The organism is Solwaraspora sp. WMMA2101 (genome assembly GCF_049179175.1).
Taxonomy (GTDB): Bacteria; Actinomycetota; Actinomycetes; order Mycobacteriales; family Micromonosporaceae; genus Micromonospora_E.
The window spans coordinates 3,817,046-3,834,976 of sequence record NZ_JBMHMA010000006.1 but is presented as its reverse complement, the minus strand read 5'-3'; the positions used below and the strand labels follow the sequence as shown (position 1 = coordinate 3,834,976).

The window sequence follows — 17,931 nt, the reverse complement described above, 5'->3', positions numbered from 1 at the left end:
ATCAGGAACCTATCCAGTCACCGGTAGCCAAGCCTGATCGAACCCGGTGATCCACTGCGCCTCATCGACTAGACACGCCGAAGGCTCGTCAGCCCACGCGCATCCGATCACCATGCCGCGACATCCATTGAGAAACCTGCCGCGCTTCCAGCCGCCCAACCGCCCCACTTCTGCACGCCCAGTGATCCTGGCACCACATGCAGTCGGGCAGCGCTGACCTGGATACGTCGCGGGTCCAGGCTGACGCACTCCGCCTCGACGATCTTGCATTCATCGCGAGGATTTGTCGGATTCGGTCAACGATAAGCGCAAGATCGTCGCGATCTTGGCGTGCCGTGGGCGCAGGGCGCGCTGACGGCGCACCCATTGTGTATCGACAGTTACTGATGCCACGATGGGAGTGCCTACAGTGGCCTGGGCCGGCGGACAGCTGTGGGACCGTCCGTCCTGCCGGCCCGCCGGGTCGGCACGGGTACCTGGGATCGAAGGAGACCAGCCCCATGTCGTTGTCGTCCACCCCACCGACGCACTCCCGTACCGATGAAGTGCCCCACAGCTCCCGACAGACCTCGTGGTGGCGGACCGCAGCCGGCGTCGCCGCCGCCGTGGTCCTGGCCGCCAGCGGTACGGCGACCGCCAGCGTCCCGGCGCACGCGACCGGCACGACCGGCGACGCCACCACCAGCGCCGGATGCCTGACCGTGACAATCGAGAGCAGCTACTGGAACAACGGCCCGGACAGTGGCGGTGTCTTTCGCGACATCACCATCACCAACAACTGCGCCACGGCGGTCACCGGCTGGAAGCTGGTGCTGACCCTGCCGGCCGGCGAAACGGTCCAGCAGGGCTGGAACGCCAACTGGACACTGGAGGGCAGGACCCTCACCGCCACCCCGACGACGTGGAACAACGTCATCGCCGCCGGCCGGTCGGTCGAGATCGGGTACGTCGGCGCCTGGACCGGCGGCCGGCCGCAGGACCCGGGATGCACCATCAACGGCGACCCGTGTGACGGCACCGGGCCGGAGCCGGCACCCCAGGTGACCCTGACCAGCCCGCGCGACGGCAGCTACCCCGTCGGAGTCTGCGCGATCCAGATGACCGCCGACGCCACCACCAACGTGGGGACCATCGCGCGGGTCGAGTTCTACATCAACGACATCCTGGTCGGCAGCGACAGCGCCGCCCCGTACAGCGTCGACGTCCCACCGGACCACCCGGCGCTGCGCGGCGGCTCGACGACCGTCCCCCGGCACACCGCCTTCGCCCGGGTCGTCACCGTCGCTCCGGCGGCGACCGCCGACTCGCCGAAGGTCGGCTTCACCCCGGCCGCCCTGCCGCCGGCGCTGATGGTGGTCGCCTGCCCGTCACAGGTGCAGGTGCCGGCCGGCGGTACGACGACCATGATCTTCACGCTGGCCGCCTGCACCGACACCGCCGGGTTGACCCTGACCGTCACCGGTGACCCCCGGATCACCGTGTCGCCGCTGGTTCTGCCGGCCGGCACCCGGGAACGCCAGGTCACCGTCACCGCCGCCGCCGGCAGCGAAGGAGCAACGGCCCGGATCACCGCGACCCCCGACACCTCCTGCCTGTCCGGAAGCGCCCAGGTCACCGTCGCCCCGGCGGTCTGAGACCAGGAATGCGGGCCGGCATGCGCGCCTGACGGCGGGCCGGCGGCGGGCCGCGTCGAGCCTCCGCCGAGCCGCCGTCAGGCGCGCGGCTATGTCAGTCCAGCGTCGGGTAGTCGGTGTAGCCGTGTGCGCCGCCGCCGTACACCGTCGACTGGTCGACCTCGTTGAGCGGAGCCGACTCGCGCCACCGGCGTACCAGGTCAGGGTTGGCGATGAACGGTCGACCGACCGCGACCGCCGCCGCTTTTCCGCTGCGTACCAGGGTCTGCGCGGTGTCCCGGTCGGTGACCGACGCGAACCCGGTGTTGACGACGACCGGGCCGCCGAAACGGGCCGACAGGTCCGCCAGCAGCGGGTCGGCCGGGTCGATCGACAGGTGCAGGAACGCCAGGCCGAGCGGGGCGAGCGCGTCGACCAGCGCCCGGTAGGTGGCGGCGGTCTCGGCCGGGTCGTCCTCGACCAGGCCGTTGGCCCCGTTGGCCGGGGAGATCCGCAGGCCGACCCGCTCCGGGCCGATCTCCTGGGCGGCGGCGGTCACCGCCTCGACGACGAACCGGGCCCGCGCGGCCGGCGAACCGCCGTAGCCGTCGGTGCGCTGGTTGGTCGTCGGGGCGAGAAACTGGTGCAGCAGGTAGCCGTTGGCGCCGTGCAGCTCGACCCCGTCGAGGCCGGCGTCGACGGCCGCCCGCGCCGCCCGGCGGAACTCGTCGACCACCTGTGGCAGCTCGTCGGTGGTCAGGGCCCGAGGCATCGGGTACGGCTGTTTGCCGCTCGCCGTGGTCATGGTGCCCTCGGCGGCGACGGCGCTCGGCGCTACCGTCTCCTGCCCGTGCTTGTTGTCCGGGTGGGCGATCCGGCCGGCGTGCATCAACTGGGCGACGATCAGCCCACCGGCGGCGTGTACGGCGTCGGCGACCTTCCGCCAACCGTCGACCTGCTCGGGCGTGTGCAGGCCGGGGGTGTTCGGGTAGCCCTGCCCGACGGCGCTGGGCTGCACCCCCTCGGTGATGATCAGCCCGGCGGTGGCCCGCTGCTGGTAGTAGGTGGCGGCGTGCTCGTTCGGCAGCCCGTCCGGTGTGGCCCGGGTCCGGGTCATCGGTGCCATGACGATCCGGTTGGGCAGCGTCCACTTGCCGATGTTCACCGGCTCGAACAGGTCAGGCATGGTCAGGTCTCCCCAGGTAGGTGGCGGGTCAGAAGGCGTACGGGCCGAAGCGGCCCCAGGCGACGACGGCGGCCATGGCCAGGAGGACCAGGTTGGGCACGATCGCCGGATACTCCTTGCGCTGGATGTGCACGATCGCGGCGCCGATCATCATCGCGACCAGGCCGAGAGCGGCCAGCGGGACGAAGATCGGGGCGATGCCGGTGACCGCCGGCAGGATCAGGCCGATCGCGGCGAGGATCTCCAGTGCGCCGATGGTCCGTACCAGGCCCAGGGGGAAGTCGGCGGCGAAGCCCATGCCCTTCTCGACGAGTTTCTCCCTCGGCTGGCTGACCTTCATCAGCCCGGCGCCGAGGAACGCTGCGGCGAGCAGGCCGGCGAGCACCCACAGAACGATGTTCATATCTGTCTCCGATGTCGTCACACTTTAAGCTTGAAGCGAGGCTAGCCCGCAATGACTTCAAGCGTCAAGTGACGCAGCTCTCGTGATCACTTGACGCTTGAAGCTAGACTCGACGACATGGCCACCCCGACCGAGCAGCCGCACTGGCTCGACAAGGAGGAACTGGAGACCTGGTTCGCCCTCGTCGGCGTACTGGCCAGGCTGCCGGGCGCCCTCGACCGGCAACTGCAGCGCGACGCCGGGATCAGCCACTTCGAGTACCAGGTGATGGCCGCGCTGTCCGAGACACCCGAGCGCACCATGCGGATGAGCCGGCTCGCCATGATCGCCGACGGATCGCTGTCCCGGCTGTCACAGGTCGTCACCCGGCTGGAGAAACGCGGCTGGGTCAGCCGCGCACCGGACCCGACCGACGGCCGCTACACCCTCGCGACGCTCACCGACGCCGGGTGGGACAAGCTGGTCGCCACCGCGCCCGGACACGTCGCCGAGGTACGCCGCCTCGTCTTCGACCCGATCACCAAGGCCCAGTCCCGGCAGTTGCGCGACATCGGCCGACGCATCACCACCACCATCGACCCCGACGACTCCTGCCTGCGCTGAGCGCGGCCCGCGCTGTGCACTGAGCACTGAGCGCGGACCGCCCCGTGCACTGAGCGCGGACCGCCCCGTGCACTGAGCGCGGCCCGCGCCCTGTCCCGGGTACGCAGGCCGCGCTCAGCGAACGGTCACCCGATCGGGCCACCCGCCATCCCTGCCATCTCGGCGATCATCATCTCGTCGGCGGCCCCCGCATACACCCGGACCTCGTCGACGACGCCCGTGAGGTACTGGCCGAAGCTCCCGTTGTGCAACGCCCGGCCCACCTGCAGGCCGCCGTCCGCCCGCCAACCGGCCGTGTACGCAGCAGTGCCCGTCGCGGAGAGCTGACCGTCGACGTAGAGCCGCACCTCGTGGCGCACCGAGTCGTAGACCACCGCCAGGTGCTGCCCGACGGAATCCGCTGCCGGGTACGTCCAGTCGTCGTGCACGACTGTCGTCGCCGGGTCGATGGTGTCCTGATGTGGCAGGACCAGCTCCCACCGGTTCGACGCGGCGCTGCAGCGGATGACGAAGCCGCTGGCGGTGACGCCGGCCTGGGACAGCACCGCCTGGTCGGTGGCACCGCAGCCCGGTACGGTCAGCCGCACCCGTACACCGATGGTGAAGCTGCGATCGGTCACCGCGATCGGCCCGTCGGTCTCGGCCCAGTCGTCGACTCCGTCGAGCACCAGATGCCCGTCGCCGACCAGCGGAGACTCAGCGAACGGGTCCTCGTCCAGGTCCGGGGCGTACAGGTGCGAGTCGCCGTGCAACCGCAGGTCCACACCGACGCCGTATTCCGGGCTGTTGCCGTCGGTGGCCTCGTCCAACGGCCAGTAGCCGAGCGAGGTCGGCGGCCGGGCCGACAGCTCCCGCACCTCGTGGGAGACCAGTACGCGATCGAAGACCGCGACGTCGGCGAGGTCCCCGGCCCAGCCTGCTGTGTAGCCGCTGCCGGTGACAGCGCGACCGATCTGCACCGCGCCCTGCGACGCCCACACCGACTGACGCAGCGCCACCGGCTGTTCGTCACCGTGGACGTACAACGTCATCGTCGTCAGCTCCGGGTCGTACGCGGCAGCCAGGTGGGTCCACTCGCCGAGTACGACCGGCGCGGTGCTGGTCACCGACCACACCGACGGTGCGGGCGAGTCCGATGCGGCGATCTCGAACGCCCAGCGGCCGCTGTCGGCGTCGAAGCCGAGGGTGAAGCCGGGAGCATCGGAGCCGTCCTGACTGACCGCGACCCGGTCGACCGAGTCGCGGTCAGCCGCACCCAGACGCTGGCACCGAACCCGGTCGACGTGTCGATCAGGCCGGAACTGCTGGTCGCCAGATAGCTGGTGGCCGCGTCGCCGGTGAGCCGGGCCGCCCGGCCGAGCTGGCACTGCGCGCCCAGGTCGGCGCACTCCGACCCGGGTACGCCGAACGTGACGCCGCTGCCGGCAGCCGCCGGGTGGGTGCCGCGCGCGGCCGCCGCCGACGTGGCACCGGCCGGGTCGTCGAGCGGCCACTCGCCGGCGGCGAGCCGGGTCGGTACGGAGAACAGGCAGGATGCGATCGGCGAACGCCACCCGTCGGCGTCGACCGCCTGCACGGTGACGAGGTTCGGCCCGTCACCGTCCGGCATCCAGCGCACCGACACTGGCGCGCCAACGCTCGCCGGCACCAGGACGTTGTCCGGCAACGGGGTGGTACCGAAGCCGTACAGGTACTTGACGACCTGAGGGGACGGCGAGTGGAAGGTGAAGGTGCCGTAGACGCCGATCGCCCCGCGATGCTCGAAGTCCTGGGCGCAGGCGCTGGTGTGCTCGTCGGCGTCGAGCGGCAGGTACTCCGGCGAGTCGATGTCCGGCGCGATCGGCGCGGCGACGTTGCTCGACGTCGCAGTGTCGTGCCCGGTCGGGCCGGCCACCGCCGGAGCTGCGGCGACGGCGTGGACGCCGAGCACCATCGCGATCAGCACCGCCAGCTGCTGCAGCCCGCGCGCGGGCGCGCAAGGGTCTACTGTCATTCGGTCCTCCCCCGTGCCAGACCTCGAAGTCGAGTGGATCGCTACCCTACGAAACGATCGCATCACTGTCAATAGATAACTGCTACGGCTACTTCGACCGACATCTTCACCTACAGCGGCATGACAGCCTACCCGACCAAGCACACCTACGCTGACAGCCCAAACGCCATGAACTGAATGGTATTTCCTCACGACCTTCCGCCAACTAAGGGAACGCGGGGAGCTGTGCCTGATGAAGTGTTGAGATGGAGCTTTCTTGGACACCAATCAAGCCCTCATCCTTCAGCCGGATCAGTCTTGGCCTAAGAATCGAATAGTCGATCGTCGGAGCGATGTCTACGGCGACGTAGTCTTTAGCACCGATCTCCCATGGACATTCAAACTCAGTCAGCAATCGTTCAGCCTGCAGCTTTCCCTCCGCTTCCTTTGAACAGCAAGCGCACTGTCGAGTTACCAGATTCCTCGACCAGCTTATCGAAAACGATCTCCCGACGCTCGCCGTCTGGACGCACGAGAATGATGTCCCCATACGAGATACCCCGAATGTAGAAGGGAGTGTTCTGGACCCGAAGATGGAGCTTGACCTGGGTTTTTGCAGCCCACAGCCGCTCGGTCTTGAACGGAGCCCATGAGCCATCCTCAGGTGGGAGGTCAAATGCGACCCGAAACCTCTTCTCCCCCGAGTCGACACGTTCAGTCATTCTTAATCCAAGAGCTCTCGGAGTTCATCATCCCATTGCTCCACCGTGATCGAATCTGAATCCTTCCGGACCAACCGACCACAAGGAATAATGCAATTCTACGAATGAGTTGTGCCGTCGCACTCCACCAGGACGGCTACGATCTCGACGTCATAGCGCTAGCTTCAATCAAGTCTGCGATCTGGAATCCGAAGCCAGGGCCTCCTCGGCACCAATAGACCCAAGTTCCGGATCACCAACTTCAAATGAATACCACTTGGACAAATTAGCACCCATACCGCATTCTAAAATTATTTATGAAGGTTTCAATTTGCTCAACAACGAAAGGCGGCTCCTTGCGAATAAGACTTTCGAGTTTTCGAACATCCTCCGACGCCGATCTCAGATCACCACACTCGGCATCTATGACGGCCAAGCGACCTAAGTCAAAATGTGTGCTCGCCTTCTTTGTCCGAATCTCACGAGCGACATCGCGAATATCTTCGTATGCCTCCAGGTAAGGAACCGCATGCGCATCCAGATCCGACTTGACCAAGTCGACAACCATGTCGATTCTGTCGCCGGGAAGCACAACCCAGCGCGGAAGCAGGCCTCCTTCGCGCCCTTCTGCATCGAATAGGTCGGCCAGGGTTGCGCCAACGAGCCAGCCGCCGTCAGAAAGTCCGTAGAGCTCACCGATTAGGGGTGAAATTTGGTCATGGCGGATTCCAACAGAAGGATTTAAGGAAAGGCCATATTCTCTAACTGAAAGATCGAACCCTACCAGGAAGCTCAGACCACCGCACTTCCGCATCTCAAAAACAATATACTCTTCGTCGCCGAAAGATGCCTCGACCCAGCCCGATTGAGCGAGCATTTGGCCGACGCCACGCTTAAACGCTTCCACTAGGATCCGCATGCAGGACACTTCCAGATATCAAACTGGACACCCATTGTCACCCTTGCCCCCTTGGGTATGCCGTGCGCCGACAATTTAGTCGTATCTACAACCGCACCAGTCGACTCCAGCTCAGGATAGCCGGTCTGCTGTGCCGGACTAATTGTAGCGCCTCGACCCGTCTTGGCCTCCACAGCAACCCATGCCCCACTCTTGTCTTTGCCAACGAAGTCGGCGATAAAGACATCGCCGTTCCCATTCAAGAACCGAACTTGGCTCTCAATGTTCGTGAATCCATCCGCCAACATCCTACGGTAACTCGCGGCCTCACCCATTGCACCGTGAGGCAGCCCATTCACTGGGCAGGCCCCGACACTTGTATTGTGGACGAGGACCGGAGTCTCACCGGTGAGTACATGATAGGTGTGGATGTCGTCGATGGTGAGGTTGTGGACCGTACGGGTCTCGGACCACTGACGTACGGCGGTGACCTGGACCCACGTACCGGCGGAGGTTCGCAGCCACTGCCCGGCCGCCAACTCGGCGGCGTCGAGCCACTCGCCCACCTCCGGCACCCAGAACGGATGACCGTCGGTCGCGACCAGCACCCCCTCGGCGTCCCCCCGGTCACCGTCGGTGTCGACCGTGATCTCGACAAGATCCTTGACCCCGTGCCCGACGATCGTGGCGACCACCGCCTTCGCCGCCGTCTCACCAGACTCCGGATCAGACGCCACCACCAGATCCCCGACCTCGAGATCCTCGATCGGCTTCGACGAACCATCAGCCAGCAACACCAACGTGCCCGGCACGAAACTGTTGCAACCAGGCGCCGCCGCCTCAGCACCGTCCAGCTTCCTCCGGCTGGAGAAAAACGTACCGACCGCGTCCTTGAGCTTCCCGCCCAGGTTCCACAACCGGTCCCCGAGCTCCTTCAACTTCCACGGCTTCAACCCATACCGCGCCAACAACTTCCCCGCCGCACCACCCACCGCCGTCAACACCACGTTCAACGCCGTCATCGCACAAGCACCCAGGTCACCGTTGATGAAACAATCCACCGCATCGGTGATCCCCAACTCGTCCATCAAAATCTGGCCGAGCTCCTTCGCCACCGCGACAACGACCTGCTTCGCCTCCTCCACATCCCGACGCGCCTGCACCACCTCCGGCGGCACCGGCGGCCGCGACGGCCGCGGCACCACCGTCCACCGGTTCGACGACATCGAGTACACCAACTGCTCACCACGCGACTGCCAGTACGCGTCCTCCTCCGCACCACCACCCGTCGCCAACGGCCGCAAACCATCCGGATCCGTAAACGACACCGGCGAATTGTTCCCATACGCGTACCCGTGCATCTGCTGTGGATCACCCACATCAATAATCGGATCCACCGAAATGAACCGACCAGTCTGCGGGTCATACTCCCGCGCACCCAGATGCGTCAACCCCGTCGACACATCCTCCGTACCACCAACGAAGCCCTTCTCACCCAACCACTGACCGGTCCCCGGCTGGATACCCCGCGCAGTGCCGAACGGCGCCATCCGACGATGCCTGATCTGCCCCGTCGCCCCGTCCACCGCAGCCTGCCCGGACCCGTGATGATCCGCCGCCTGCACCTGCACACCAGCGACCGTCCGCACCACGGTCAGCTGACCACCGACCGGGTAGTACCGCGTTCCATCGACCACCGAATTGGAGCGGTTCAGCTTCAACTCCATGTTCGGCAGATACACCGTGATCGAATCCGGATCCTTCCGGACCAACCGACCGCCATCGGCGTCGTACACGAAACTGGTGGTCTTCCCGTCCTCGGTCACCGACTCCAGCCGGCCCTCGGCGTTCCAGACCAGGTCCTGCTCCTCACCGACCCGGACCCGCTTCGTCGTATTGCCCGCCGCGTCGTACTCGTACGAGTACAACCGGTCACCGGCCGAGGTCTCCTCGACCACCTGCGACAACGTGTGCGGCTGCGCCTGACCCGGCTGCGGATACGAATACGTCCGCTCCACCTCGTCCGCCCCGCCAGCGGCGTGGATCGTCTCGCTCAACCGGTTACCGGCCAGGTCGTACTCGTACGAATGGTGGTACGGCGCCGGACCGCCCACCCCACTGGTGCCCGGACCACCCGCACACGGATCACTCGCGGTCGTCGCCGTGCTCCACGCCCGCGTCATCCGCCGCAGGTAGTCGTACTGGAAACACTGGATGTCCCGCACACCGGAGCCCGGCCGATCGGCGATCGACAGCACGTTACCGGCAGCGTCGTACTCGTAGTGCTGGTCGATGTCGCTGGTCGGCGTTGCTGGGTTGTCGCCCGGGAACGCCTGTCGGCTCAGAGTCGAGCGGGTAAGCCGTTTAGTGCCCTTCTCGTACTCGTAAGCGCCCCAGACCAGGCGGCTACCAGCGCTGACCCGCGCGCGCAGCAGCTCACCGGTCGGAGCGTAATCGGCACCGCCCAGATACGCCTGGTATCCGACGACCTGCGTAAGTCTCTGCAGATTGTCGTAGTTGTAGGTGATACTTTCGCCGGGAAGTCCACCTTTTTCTGGGAATCCCGTAGTTGCGACGGTGCCATCAGGATTGTATTCAGTGGTAAAGGAAACCGTGCCACCCAGGTCGGAATGCGTGTCGGCAGCTGGAATAGAGTAGTTTACCTGCTTTACGCGGTAGAAATCGTCTCGGCTGAGGTAGATTGTGTGGTACTTGTGTCCGCCAGCGACGATGCGGGTGGCGACGTAGAGCTGTCCCTTCGCGACGGAGTCGTATGCCCATTCGGCCAGCTTGGTGCCAGTCTCGACCGAGCCCTGGTAGGTGCCGGTCTTGCGGCCGAGCACATCGTAGGTGTGGCTCAGTGTGACACCACGGCCGTCCGTGGTCGAGGTCAGCTGGTCGTAGTCGTTGTAGGTGAAGGTGCTGGTCCCGCTGTCCGGGTCGACCGCTTCGATCTTGCGGCCCCGCTGGTCGTACTCGTAGGTCCACACGTTGCCGGCCGGGTCGGTAACGCTGGCCTGCTGGCCGGCCGGGGTGTAGGTGTAAGTGGTGCGGTCTGAGCTGCCACTCGGCCCGGCACCGTGGTACTGCTGTAGCTCGACGACCTGCCCACGGGCGTCGGTGATGGTGGTGGTCGGGGTACCGCCCGTCGGCGGGTCGACATGCACCCGGTCCCCGCCGTACGTGGTGACGGTCCGCCACTTCTCCTGGCCGGCGACCTGAGTGATGGTGTGCTCGACTCGGTCGAGGTCGTCGTACTCGTACACCGTCTGCAGGTCGACGTCGCCGTTGACCGTCTTCAACAGTGTTGCTGACGGGGCACCGGCGGCGTGGAACTTGTCGTTGAACTTCGCCACCTTGCCGGTGGCGGTGTAGAAGGTCTCCGAGACGAGCCGTCCACCGTCCGGTCCAGGGACCTGGATCTGTCGGGGGCGAAGGAATCCGTCGTAGATGGTGTACTCGGGAGTCACCCAGTTTCCGGCGTTGTCACGCCGCTCGGTCTTCACCGAGACCGGCGCGTTGTCCTGGTTCCGGTAGGTGTATTGAATGCGTGGGCTATTCGGGTAAGTCGTTCTTGGACGGTGTGGCAGCCAGACCCGGACGGCACGACCGAGCTTGTCGTACTCGACGTCGGTGCGCTTGCCGTTCCAGTCGATCTGGGTGACCGGCTGCCCCCACGCTGGGTGGTAGTCGGTGGTCGCGATGAACCGGGTGTCGGCGGTGCCGACCCGGATCTGCGGCCCGGTCTCCATCTTGCGGGTGGTCAACCCGTTGGTCTCGGTGTAGGCGATGTTGGTGACCGCGCCGGAGCCGTCCTGGGCCGTCAGCGGCCGACCGTAATCGTCGAAGGTGCCTTCGCCGACGGTGACATAGCTGGCGGCGGAGCCGGTGTGGCTGCCGAGCTTCTCGATCCGGGTGGCGTTGCCCTTGGTCGGCGTTGCCCCGTACACCTGGCCGTCGTACGAGGTCCGGTTGTCGGTCAGCAGTTGGGTGGCTCGGTTCGGGTTGGCGACCGAGCAGGCGACCGAGCCGGTCTCCTCCCGGGCGACCAGGGTCCGCAGCCGCAGGTTGTGGTTGTCGGCGTAGGTGGTCCGGGTGCACCGGTCGTCGGCGGGCGTGCTGACGTCGCCGAGATCCTCGACCTGGGTGACCCGGCCGACCGGGTCGGTGTAGCTGCCCGACGCCGGGTCGTAGGTGGTGACCGATTTGGTTTCCCGCCAACCGCCGGCGGCCAGGGCCGTGAAGCCTCGGCTGACCTGCGGTTTGACGAAGAACGCCCGGTCGGTGCCGCCCGGCCGGGTGTGACTGGCGGTCTCGTACCGCCACGGGCTGGTCACCGACTTGCTGCTGACCTGGGAGCCGTCGTAGACGGCGGTCTCGATCTCGAAGCCGGCGAGTTCGTCGTGGTCGGTGTAGGAGGTGCCGACCGAATCGGTACGGGTGACCGTGCGGGTGCCACCGGCCGGGTGCTTGTCGCCGTGCATGCCGCGCAGGTAGGTGTGCTCGGTGCGGGTGGTGAAGGTGACACCGTTGCCGCGGCGGACCCGGACCTTCTCGTAGCCGCGCCACTGGTTCCAGGTGAGGAACTTGGTGTCACCGATGCCGTCCGGATCGGAGTGCCGCCAGGCCGCGTCACCCAGGTACTCGTAGCTGGTCACCATGTCCGGAGCCAGGGCGGTGCCGGGCTCGACGTTCGTCCGGTCGGATTCGCTCACCGACTTGACGACATATTTGTGGAACCAGTCGGTGATCGGGTTCGCCTCGCCGCCGGGCGACCACTTAACCGGATAGCAGCGGCGGGTGCTGTTGCCGGCGGTCGGCAACGAGTTCGCCGAGCAGTCCGGGGTTTCGTACGTGACGTCGACCTGACCGCCGGAGTCGGTGTAGACGGTGATGAGTCGGGGCCGGATCAGCGGGGCGATGTTGTCGTTGGGGATGTCGATCCGGTTGGCCAGTTGCAGTGCGCCAAGCTCGACCGATGGCACGGTCAACGGCGTGCCGCCACCGTACCGGCCCTGGTGGTCGATCTTGTGCAGCCACAGTGAGCGGCTGCCGTCGGAGTTGTTGGTGAACAGGTGGGTCAGGTTCCACGAGTCGACCGGCGTCCAACCACTGGCGGTACGGATCTCGGTGGTGATCTGGCTGACCCGCTTACGGGTCCAGAAGCTGGGCGACGACTGGCTGACCGTGCAGTTGGTGCCTGCGGCGCAGTTGCGGTCCCACGGCACGTCCGGCCAGGCGTTCGCGGTGGTGTTGTTGAGCTGGCCCGGTGCGCAGGTGATGCTGCCATCCGGGATGCACCGTTCGGCGTCGGTGAAGGCCACCCGGGCCGCCGCCGGGCTGGAGTAGACGGCGTTGTGCCGCTGGCCGTAGTCGATCCGCTTGAGCCAGCCACCCCGGTGGTACGCGGTGCCGTTGACGCTGGTCTGCGCCCGCAGGGCGTAGTGGTTCGTCTCCCGCTCGTAGAAGTACGAGGTGACGTTGCCGTGCCGGTCCTTGACGTAGTCGAGGTTCCATCGCCACGCCTGGTGGCACCAGGCGTTCGCCAGGGTGGCGTTGTAACACGGTTCGTTGACGTCGTCGCCGAAGACCGGCACCGTCCACACCGAGTTGGTCTCCGCGTTGCCGGACGCCCAGCCGTACAGCCGGTTGAGCCCGAAGTAGTGCTCGGTGCCGTCGATCGTGGTGACCTTCCAGAACTCACCATCGTTGTCACCGTTGACGGCACCGTCGACCGGGCCGTCGGACCGTTCGATCTTCGACCCGTCGTCGTTGGCGAACCGCCAGGTGTCTCCGGTACGCACCAGGGTGCTGGACCGGCCGTTGAGCATCAGGACGGCGTTGTCGAACGCCCAGCACAGGTCGCCCATGCCGTCGCGGCCGTCGTCGAGGCAGGTGTTGTAGCGGCGTTCCACGTACCCGGGCTCGTAGCTGAAGCCCTCGCCCAGCCAGGAGCCCTGGTTGTTGGTGGTTGCGGTCCGCCCGTCGGTGGCCTGCGAGTTGTAGCCGAGCACCACCGACGGGGCCAGCCCGCCCGGCACCGGCGGCACCCGCATCGGGTACGACCAGTTGAACGCACCCGACGACGGCGACACGTTCCACTTCGACGACGGCGCGAACTCGGTCGCGCCGAAACTGCCCTGCGCGGAAGCCTCCGAGGCGACCATCGCGAACAACGCCGTGCCGGCACCGACATCGATCGTGGCGGTGAGGGTGTCCGCTTCCGCGTTGTTGACCGCCGGCACCGGCTCCGGCGCGCACGTCGGCGCGTCCGGCGTGGTCAAGGCGCACTCGGGCAACCGGACCAGCCGCAACCGGGCACCGAAGTCTCCGCCGTACGCGTCGGCGATCCCGGCGTAGCTCAACGCCAACCGGACGGTGCCGGCACCGGTCTCGCCGGCGGCCCGTCCGATCCGGGTGACCGGTCCGTCGACCTTCGCTTTCGTCGACACCGCGCGGTCGAGGGTCTGCACCCGCACCTTGTTCGGCGGTGCGGTGCCGGCCGCCCGGCCCGCGGCACCTGCCGGGCTGGCCACCGGCGTCACCGGTACCTCCACCGTCCCGGCCGCCGGCCAGGCAACCTCCGGTGCGGTACGCAGCGCCTCCTGCACCACCGGGTTCGGCTCGCGGGGCGGCACCGGAGCCGCCGGGCGGTCCGGGGCCGGCTCGTCCTGCTGCTGGACGGGCGGTGCCCCGGAGGACGGCTCGGCCCGGGCCGGGCTGTCCACCCCCTGGAGCAGGCCGGCGGCGACGACGACCGCCGTTGCCCAGGTGACACCGGCGGTCAGCCGTCGACGGCGGGCCGGGGTCGCAACCAGAATCCGGGAACTCATCACCACTCCAGGGGGGAAGAAGGCGAAGCAGGCGGGAAATCGGCGCATCACACGTACGGATCGGGACTACGGCCAGCCATCCGTTGGATGGTCGTATCGTCGGCGACTCCGGTGTAGACGCGTACCTCGTCGACGACACCGCCGAGGTACTGCCCGAAGGTGCCGTTGTGCAGGGCTCGGCCCACCTGCAGCGGCCCGTTCGCCCGCCAACCTGCGGTGTACGTCGTGGTCCCGGTCGCGGTGACGATGCCGTTGACGTACAGCCGCACCTCGTTGCGGAACGCGTCGTAGACCACCGCCAGGTGCTGGCCGGACTGGTCGGCGCTCGGCAACTGTTCACCATCGAAGACCAGGGTGGTCTGTGGGTCGTTGTTATCGCTGTGCGACAGCACCAGCTCCCAGCGGTTGGTGCTGCCGCAGCGGATCACGAATCCGCTCGCCGCGACGCCGGCCTGGGAGAGCACTGCCTGGTCCCGGTCGCCGCAGGTCGGGCTGGGCAGTCGGACCCGGGCGGCGACGGTGAAGCTGCCGTCGGTCACCGCCACCGGCGCGTCGGTGCGGGCCCGGTCGTCGACCCCGTCGAGCACCAGATGTCCGCCGCCGACCAGTGGCGGCTCGGCGAACGGATCCGCGTCGACATCCGGTGCGTAGAGGTGTGCATCGCCTTCCAGCAGCAGCTCCTGGCCGTCCTCGTCGTAGGCGGGGCTGCGGTCGTCGGAGACGTCGTCCAGCGGCCAGTAGCCGAGGCGGATCGGCCGCAGGGTGGACAGCACGCTCACCTCGCGGGGTACGAGCACCCGGTCGAAGACGGCGATGTCGGCCAGTTCACCGGCCCAGCCTGCGGTGTGTCCGCTGCGGGCGTACGCCCGACCGATCTGCACCGCGCCCCGGGACTTCCAGGCCGACCGGCGCTGCGCCGTCGGTTGGACGTCCCCGTTGACGTACAGAGTCATCGTCTTCAGGTGCGGATCGTACGCCGCCGCCAGGTGCGTCCACTCGTTGCGGATCGCCGGGGCGGTGCTGGTCACCGACCAGCCGCCCAGCGACAGCACGTCCGTCGACGGGATCGCGAATTCCCACTTGCCGGTGCCAGCATCGAAGCCGAGGGTGAAACCGGGCTCGCCACTGCCGTCCTGACTGATCGCGACCCGGTCGGCGGTGTCGTCGGTGAGCCGCACCCAGGCGCTGGCTCCGAACCCGGTCGACGTGTCGACCAGCGCCGAACTGGTAGTCGCCAGGTAGCTGTCGGCGGCGTCACCGGTGAACCGGATGGCCCGGTCGAACTGGCACTGGGGGCCTGAGTCGCCGCAGCCCGGCCCGGACACCCCGAACGTCACCCCGGCTCCGGCGGTCGCCGGGTGGTTGCCCCGGGCGTCCTCGGCAGTCGCGGCACCGACCGTCTCGCCGAGCCCCCACTCGCCGACGGCCAGCCGGGTCGGGAGGAAGAACAGGCACGAGGCAATCGCCGACCGCAGGCCGGACTGGTCGACCGCCTGCACCGTCACGAGGTTCGGGCCGTCGTCGACCGGCATCCAGCGCAGCGACACCGGCCCGCCGGGGGTGCTCGGCACCAGGACATTGTCCGGCAACGGGTTGGTGTTGAACCCGTACAGGTAGCGGACGGTGTCGGTGGAGGCCGAGTCGAAGGTGAAGGTGCCGTAGATGCCGACCCCGCCCCGGTGCTGATCGTCCTCGACGCAGGCGCTGGTGTGCTCACCGGCGTCGAGCGGCAGGTACTCCGGCGAGTCGATGTCCGGCGCGGCCGGCGCGGTGGAGTCGTAGACGAACTGGCAGTTCGCGTGCGCGTCCGCCTCCCAGCTCCACTTGCTCCAGGCGTGCGAGTCGCCGGTGCGCACCTCCCAGGTGATCGGGGTGTTCTGCGGGATGTTCGACGGCAGGGTGTACTGGAAGCGGGATCCGCTGGCCTTCCACCCGGTGGTGAAGTAGCGGTTCACCCGGGTGCCGGCCGCGTCGTACCAGTAGTAGAGGATCTCGCCACGGACCTGCTCGGTGTGCGCCGAGCTGTGGTCCGGGTCGCGCAGCACCATGAACAGCGTCGGCGGGGTGTCGACGTACGGGCGGTTGGTGCCGGTGACGCAGACCCCACCCGGCGACATGGTCAGGTCCGCCCGCTTCGGCTGGGTCGGCGTCCGGTTGTAGTGCACCGACAGGATCGCGTTTCCGCAGAACCGCTTGAACGCCGTCTGGTCGCTCTCGTTGGTGGCGGCGAGTCCGAACGTGGTCGTCGACCAGCCCCTCGTCACGGCTTCCCGCACCGCCGCCGTGGCGGTGAAACCGACGTTCTGGTTGGTCGACGTGCAGGAGCTCTGCTTCGCGGTCGGTGCCTTCGTCTGCTGCAGCACGCTCAGCGCCGGCTTGTTGTTCCAGTTCGTGCCGGAGCTGATCCCCGAGCCGGCACGGTACAGCGAGACGTTCTTGGCAGTCGAGTTGTACGTGTGGGTCATCGTGACCCGGAACTCGGCGCTCAGGATGGTCCGCCCCGAGTACGGCGTCGGCAACGCGTAGTAGATCCGCTTGACCCCGACGTCGTTGCACTGCCCGGAGCTCACCGGGCAGTCGCCGACGCCCTCGGTGCCGGAGAACTTCCAGTACTCCTGGTTGGGGTATCCGCTGGCGACCATCGCCCAGGCACTGTTGCGGGTGTCCTGCCAGATCGGGTCGATGTAGACCGGCCAGCGGGTCGCCGGGTCGGTGAGCATCGCCTGGTCCGGCACCAGAGTCAGCTGGTCACCGTCGATCCGCCAGTCCACCGGGGCGAGGCTGGCGCCGGGTGGCGCGGCCTCGGCCGGGTCGCTGACGACGGCGGCCGCGTCGGGTGCCGTGGCGTCGGTGGCGGCCCGGCCCTGCGGTGCCGCGCCCGGCTCGCCCGAGTCCCACATCACCGGGGCGGCGGCCTCCAGCACCGGCGCACCGGACGTCGTGTCGACGGCGGCGAGCCCACCGTCGGCACTGTCCTGCACGGTCAACCCGGTCGTGGCCAGGTCGAACTGCAGCTCAGCCAGCTCCGACTGCTGGGCCGCCTCGGGAGTCTTGACCACCAGGACGTGTGAGAACCCGGTCACGCCGACGTCGACCACCAGGTCGACGCCGGGCAGCACCTCCGGGTAGGTGACCTGGTCGCCGTCGACGGTCGGCGCCGGTAGCGGGCCCGGCCAGTCGAGGGCCAGGCTGCGGCCGGCGCGGTCCACCCGTACCAGCGGGGTCTCGTCGCCGCTGGCGACGTCGCCGCCGGAGAGCCGGATGCCGAGCGCGGCGGCCCGGGGGACGATGCTGCCGTCGGCGGCGGCGACCAGGTTCGGGTCGGTCGGCACCCAACGCCCGTCCCGGACCACCCGGAACGGTTGGGCGTGCTGCACCGAGGTGAGCGTGCCGTCCGGGTTGGCAAACGTCTGGCTCGACTCGCCCTGAAATGCGCCGATCTCGACACGCTCGCCGGTGTCGACCGCGTGGGCGACCGCCTCGGCCTCGGTCTGCCGCACCGGTTCCGTGCCGTCCGTCGCCGCCACGTGCACCGATTCGGCTGTCTCCGCTGCCGCAGCGTCGGTCGCCGGGGCCGGCTCGGTCTGCTGCCGCGCCTGGTCCGGGGCGGCCACCGCCGGTCCGGTCACGACCGCGTACCCGGCCAGCAACCCGGCCAGTCCGAGGCCGAACCCGAGCCCGCGCCGCCGACGCATCGTCCGTCTGCCACCGATCACGTCACT

Annotated in this window: 9 protein-coding genes; 2 read left to right on the top strand and 7 right to left on the bottom strand. The window is 67.7% G+C overall.

The genetic code is table 11. The annotated features are described in order from the left end of the window. Positions 1–500 precede the first annotated feature (500 nt). Positions 501–1,634 (top strand): cellulose binding domain-containing protein, encoded by a 1,134-nt coding sequence (locus ACN28F_RS18340; RefSeq protein WP_421358848.1) that lies wholly within the window; start codon positions 501–503, stop codon positions 1,632–1,634. A 94-nt stretch (positions 1,635–1,728) separates the two neighbouring features. On the opposite strand, the gene ACN28F_RS18335 is transcribed toward ACN28F_RS18340, so the two are convergent. Further along, positions 1,729–2,799 carry an alkene reductase gene (locus tag ACN28F_RS18335; protein WP_421358846.1) on the bottom strand — a complete coding sequence of 357 codons (1,071 nt, stop codon included), beginning with the start codon at positions 2,797–2,799 and terminating at the stop codon, positions 1,729–1,731. 28 nt (positions 2,800–2,827) lie between these two features. After that, entirely contained in the window at positions 2,828–3,202 is a 375-nt protein-coding gene (locus ACN28F_RS18330; protein WP_289209147.1) for a DoxX family protein, read from the bottom strand. A 117-nt stretch (positions 3,203–3,319) separates the two neighbouring features. On the opposite strand from ACN28F_RS18330, the gene ACN28F_RS18325 reads away from it, so the two are divergent. Continuing rightward, positions 3,320–3,805, top strand: coding sequence for a MarR family winged helix-turn-helix transcriptional regulator (locus ACN28F_RS18325; RefSeq protein WP_282224202.1), 486 nt, complete (start codon positions 3,320–3,322; stop codon positions 3,803–3,805). Between the two features lie 125 nt (positions 3,806–3,930). Here ACN28F_RS18325 and ACN28F_RS18320 read toward each other — a convergent pair whose 3' ends face one another. The 5 genes from ACN28F_RS18320 to ACN28F_RS18300 form a co-directional block, all read right to left on the bottom strand. Then, positions 3,931–5,172 (bottom strand): LamG domain-containing protein, encoded by a 1,242-nt coding sequence (locus ACN28F_RS18320; protein ID WP_289209146.1) that lies wholly within the window; start codon positions 5,170–5,172, stop codon positions 3,931–3,933. Between the two features lie 1,024 nt (positions 5,173–6,196). Then, positions 6,197–6,499, bottom strand: a complete 303-nt coding sequence (locus ACN28F_RS18315; protein ID WP_289209145.1) for a DUF4265 domain-containing protein — start codon at positions 6,497–6,499, stop codon at positions 6,197–6,199. Between the two features lie 265 nt (positions 6,500–6,764). After that, the gene (locus tag ACN28F_RS18310) at positions 6,765–7,397 is read right to left on the bottom strand and encodes a hypothetical protein (protein ID WP_289209144.1); all 633 of its coding nucleotides are present in this window, start codon (positions 7,395–7,397) and stop codon (positions 6,765–6,767) included. Next, positions 7,385–14,209, bottom strand: coding sequence for a polymorphic toxin-type HINT domain-containing protein (locus ACN28F_RS18305; RefSeq protein ID WP_421358843.1), 6,825 nt, complete (start codon positions 14,207–14,209; stop codon positions 7,385–7,387). The genes ACN28F_RS18310 and ACN28F_RS18305 overlap by 13 nt, the downstream gene beginning before the upstream one ends. A 47-nt stretch (positions 14,210–14,256) precedes the next feature. Next, positions 14,257–17,925, bottom strand: coding sequence for a LamG-like jellyroll fold domain-containing protein (locus ACN28F_RS18300; RefSeq protein WP_421358841.1), 3,669 nt, complete (start codon positions 17,923–17,925; stop codon positions 14,257–14,259). Positions 17,926–17,931 lie beyond the last annotated feature (6 nt).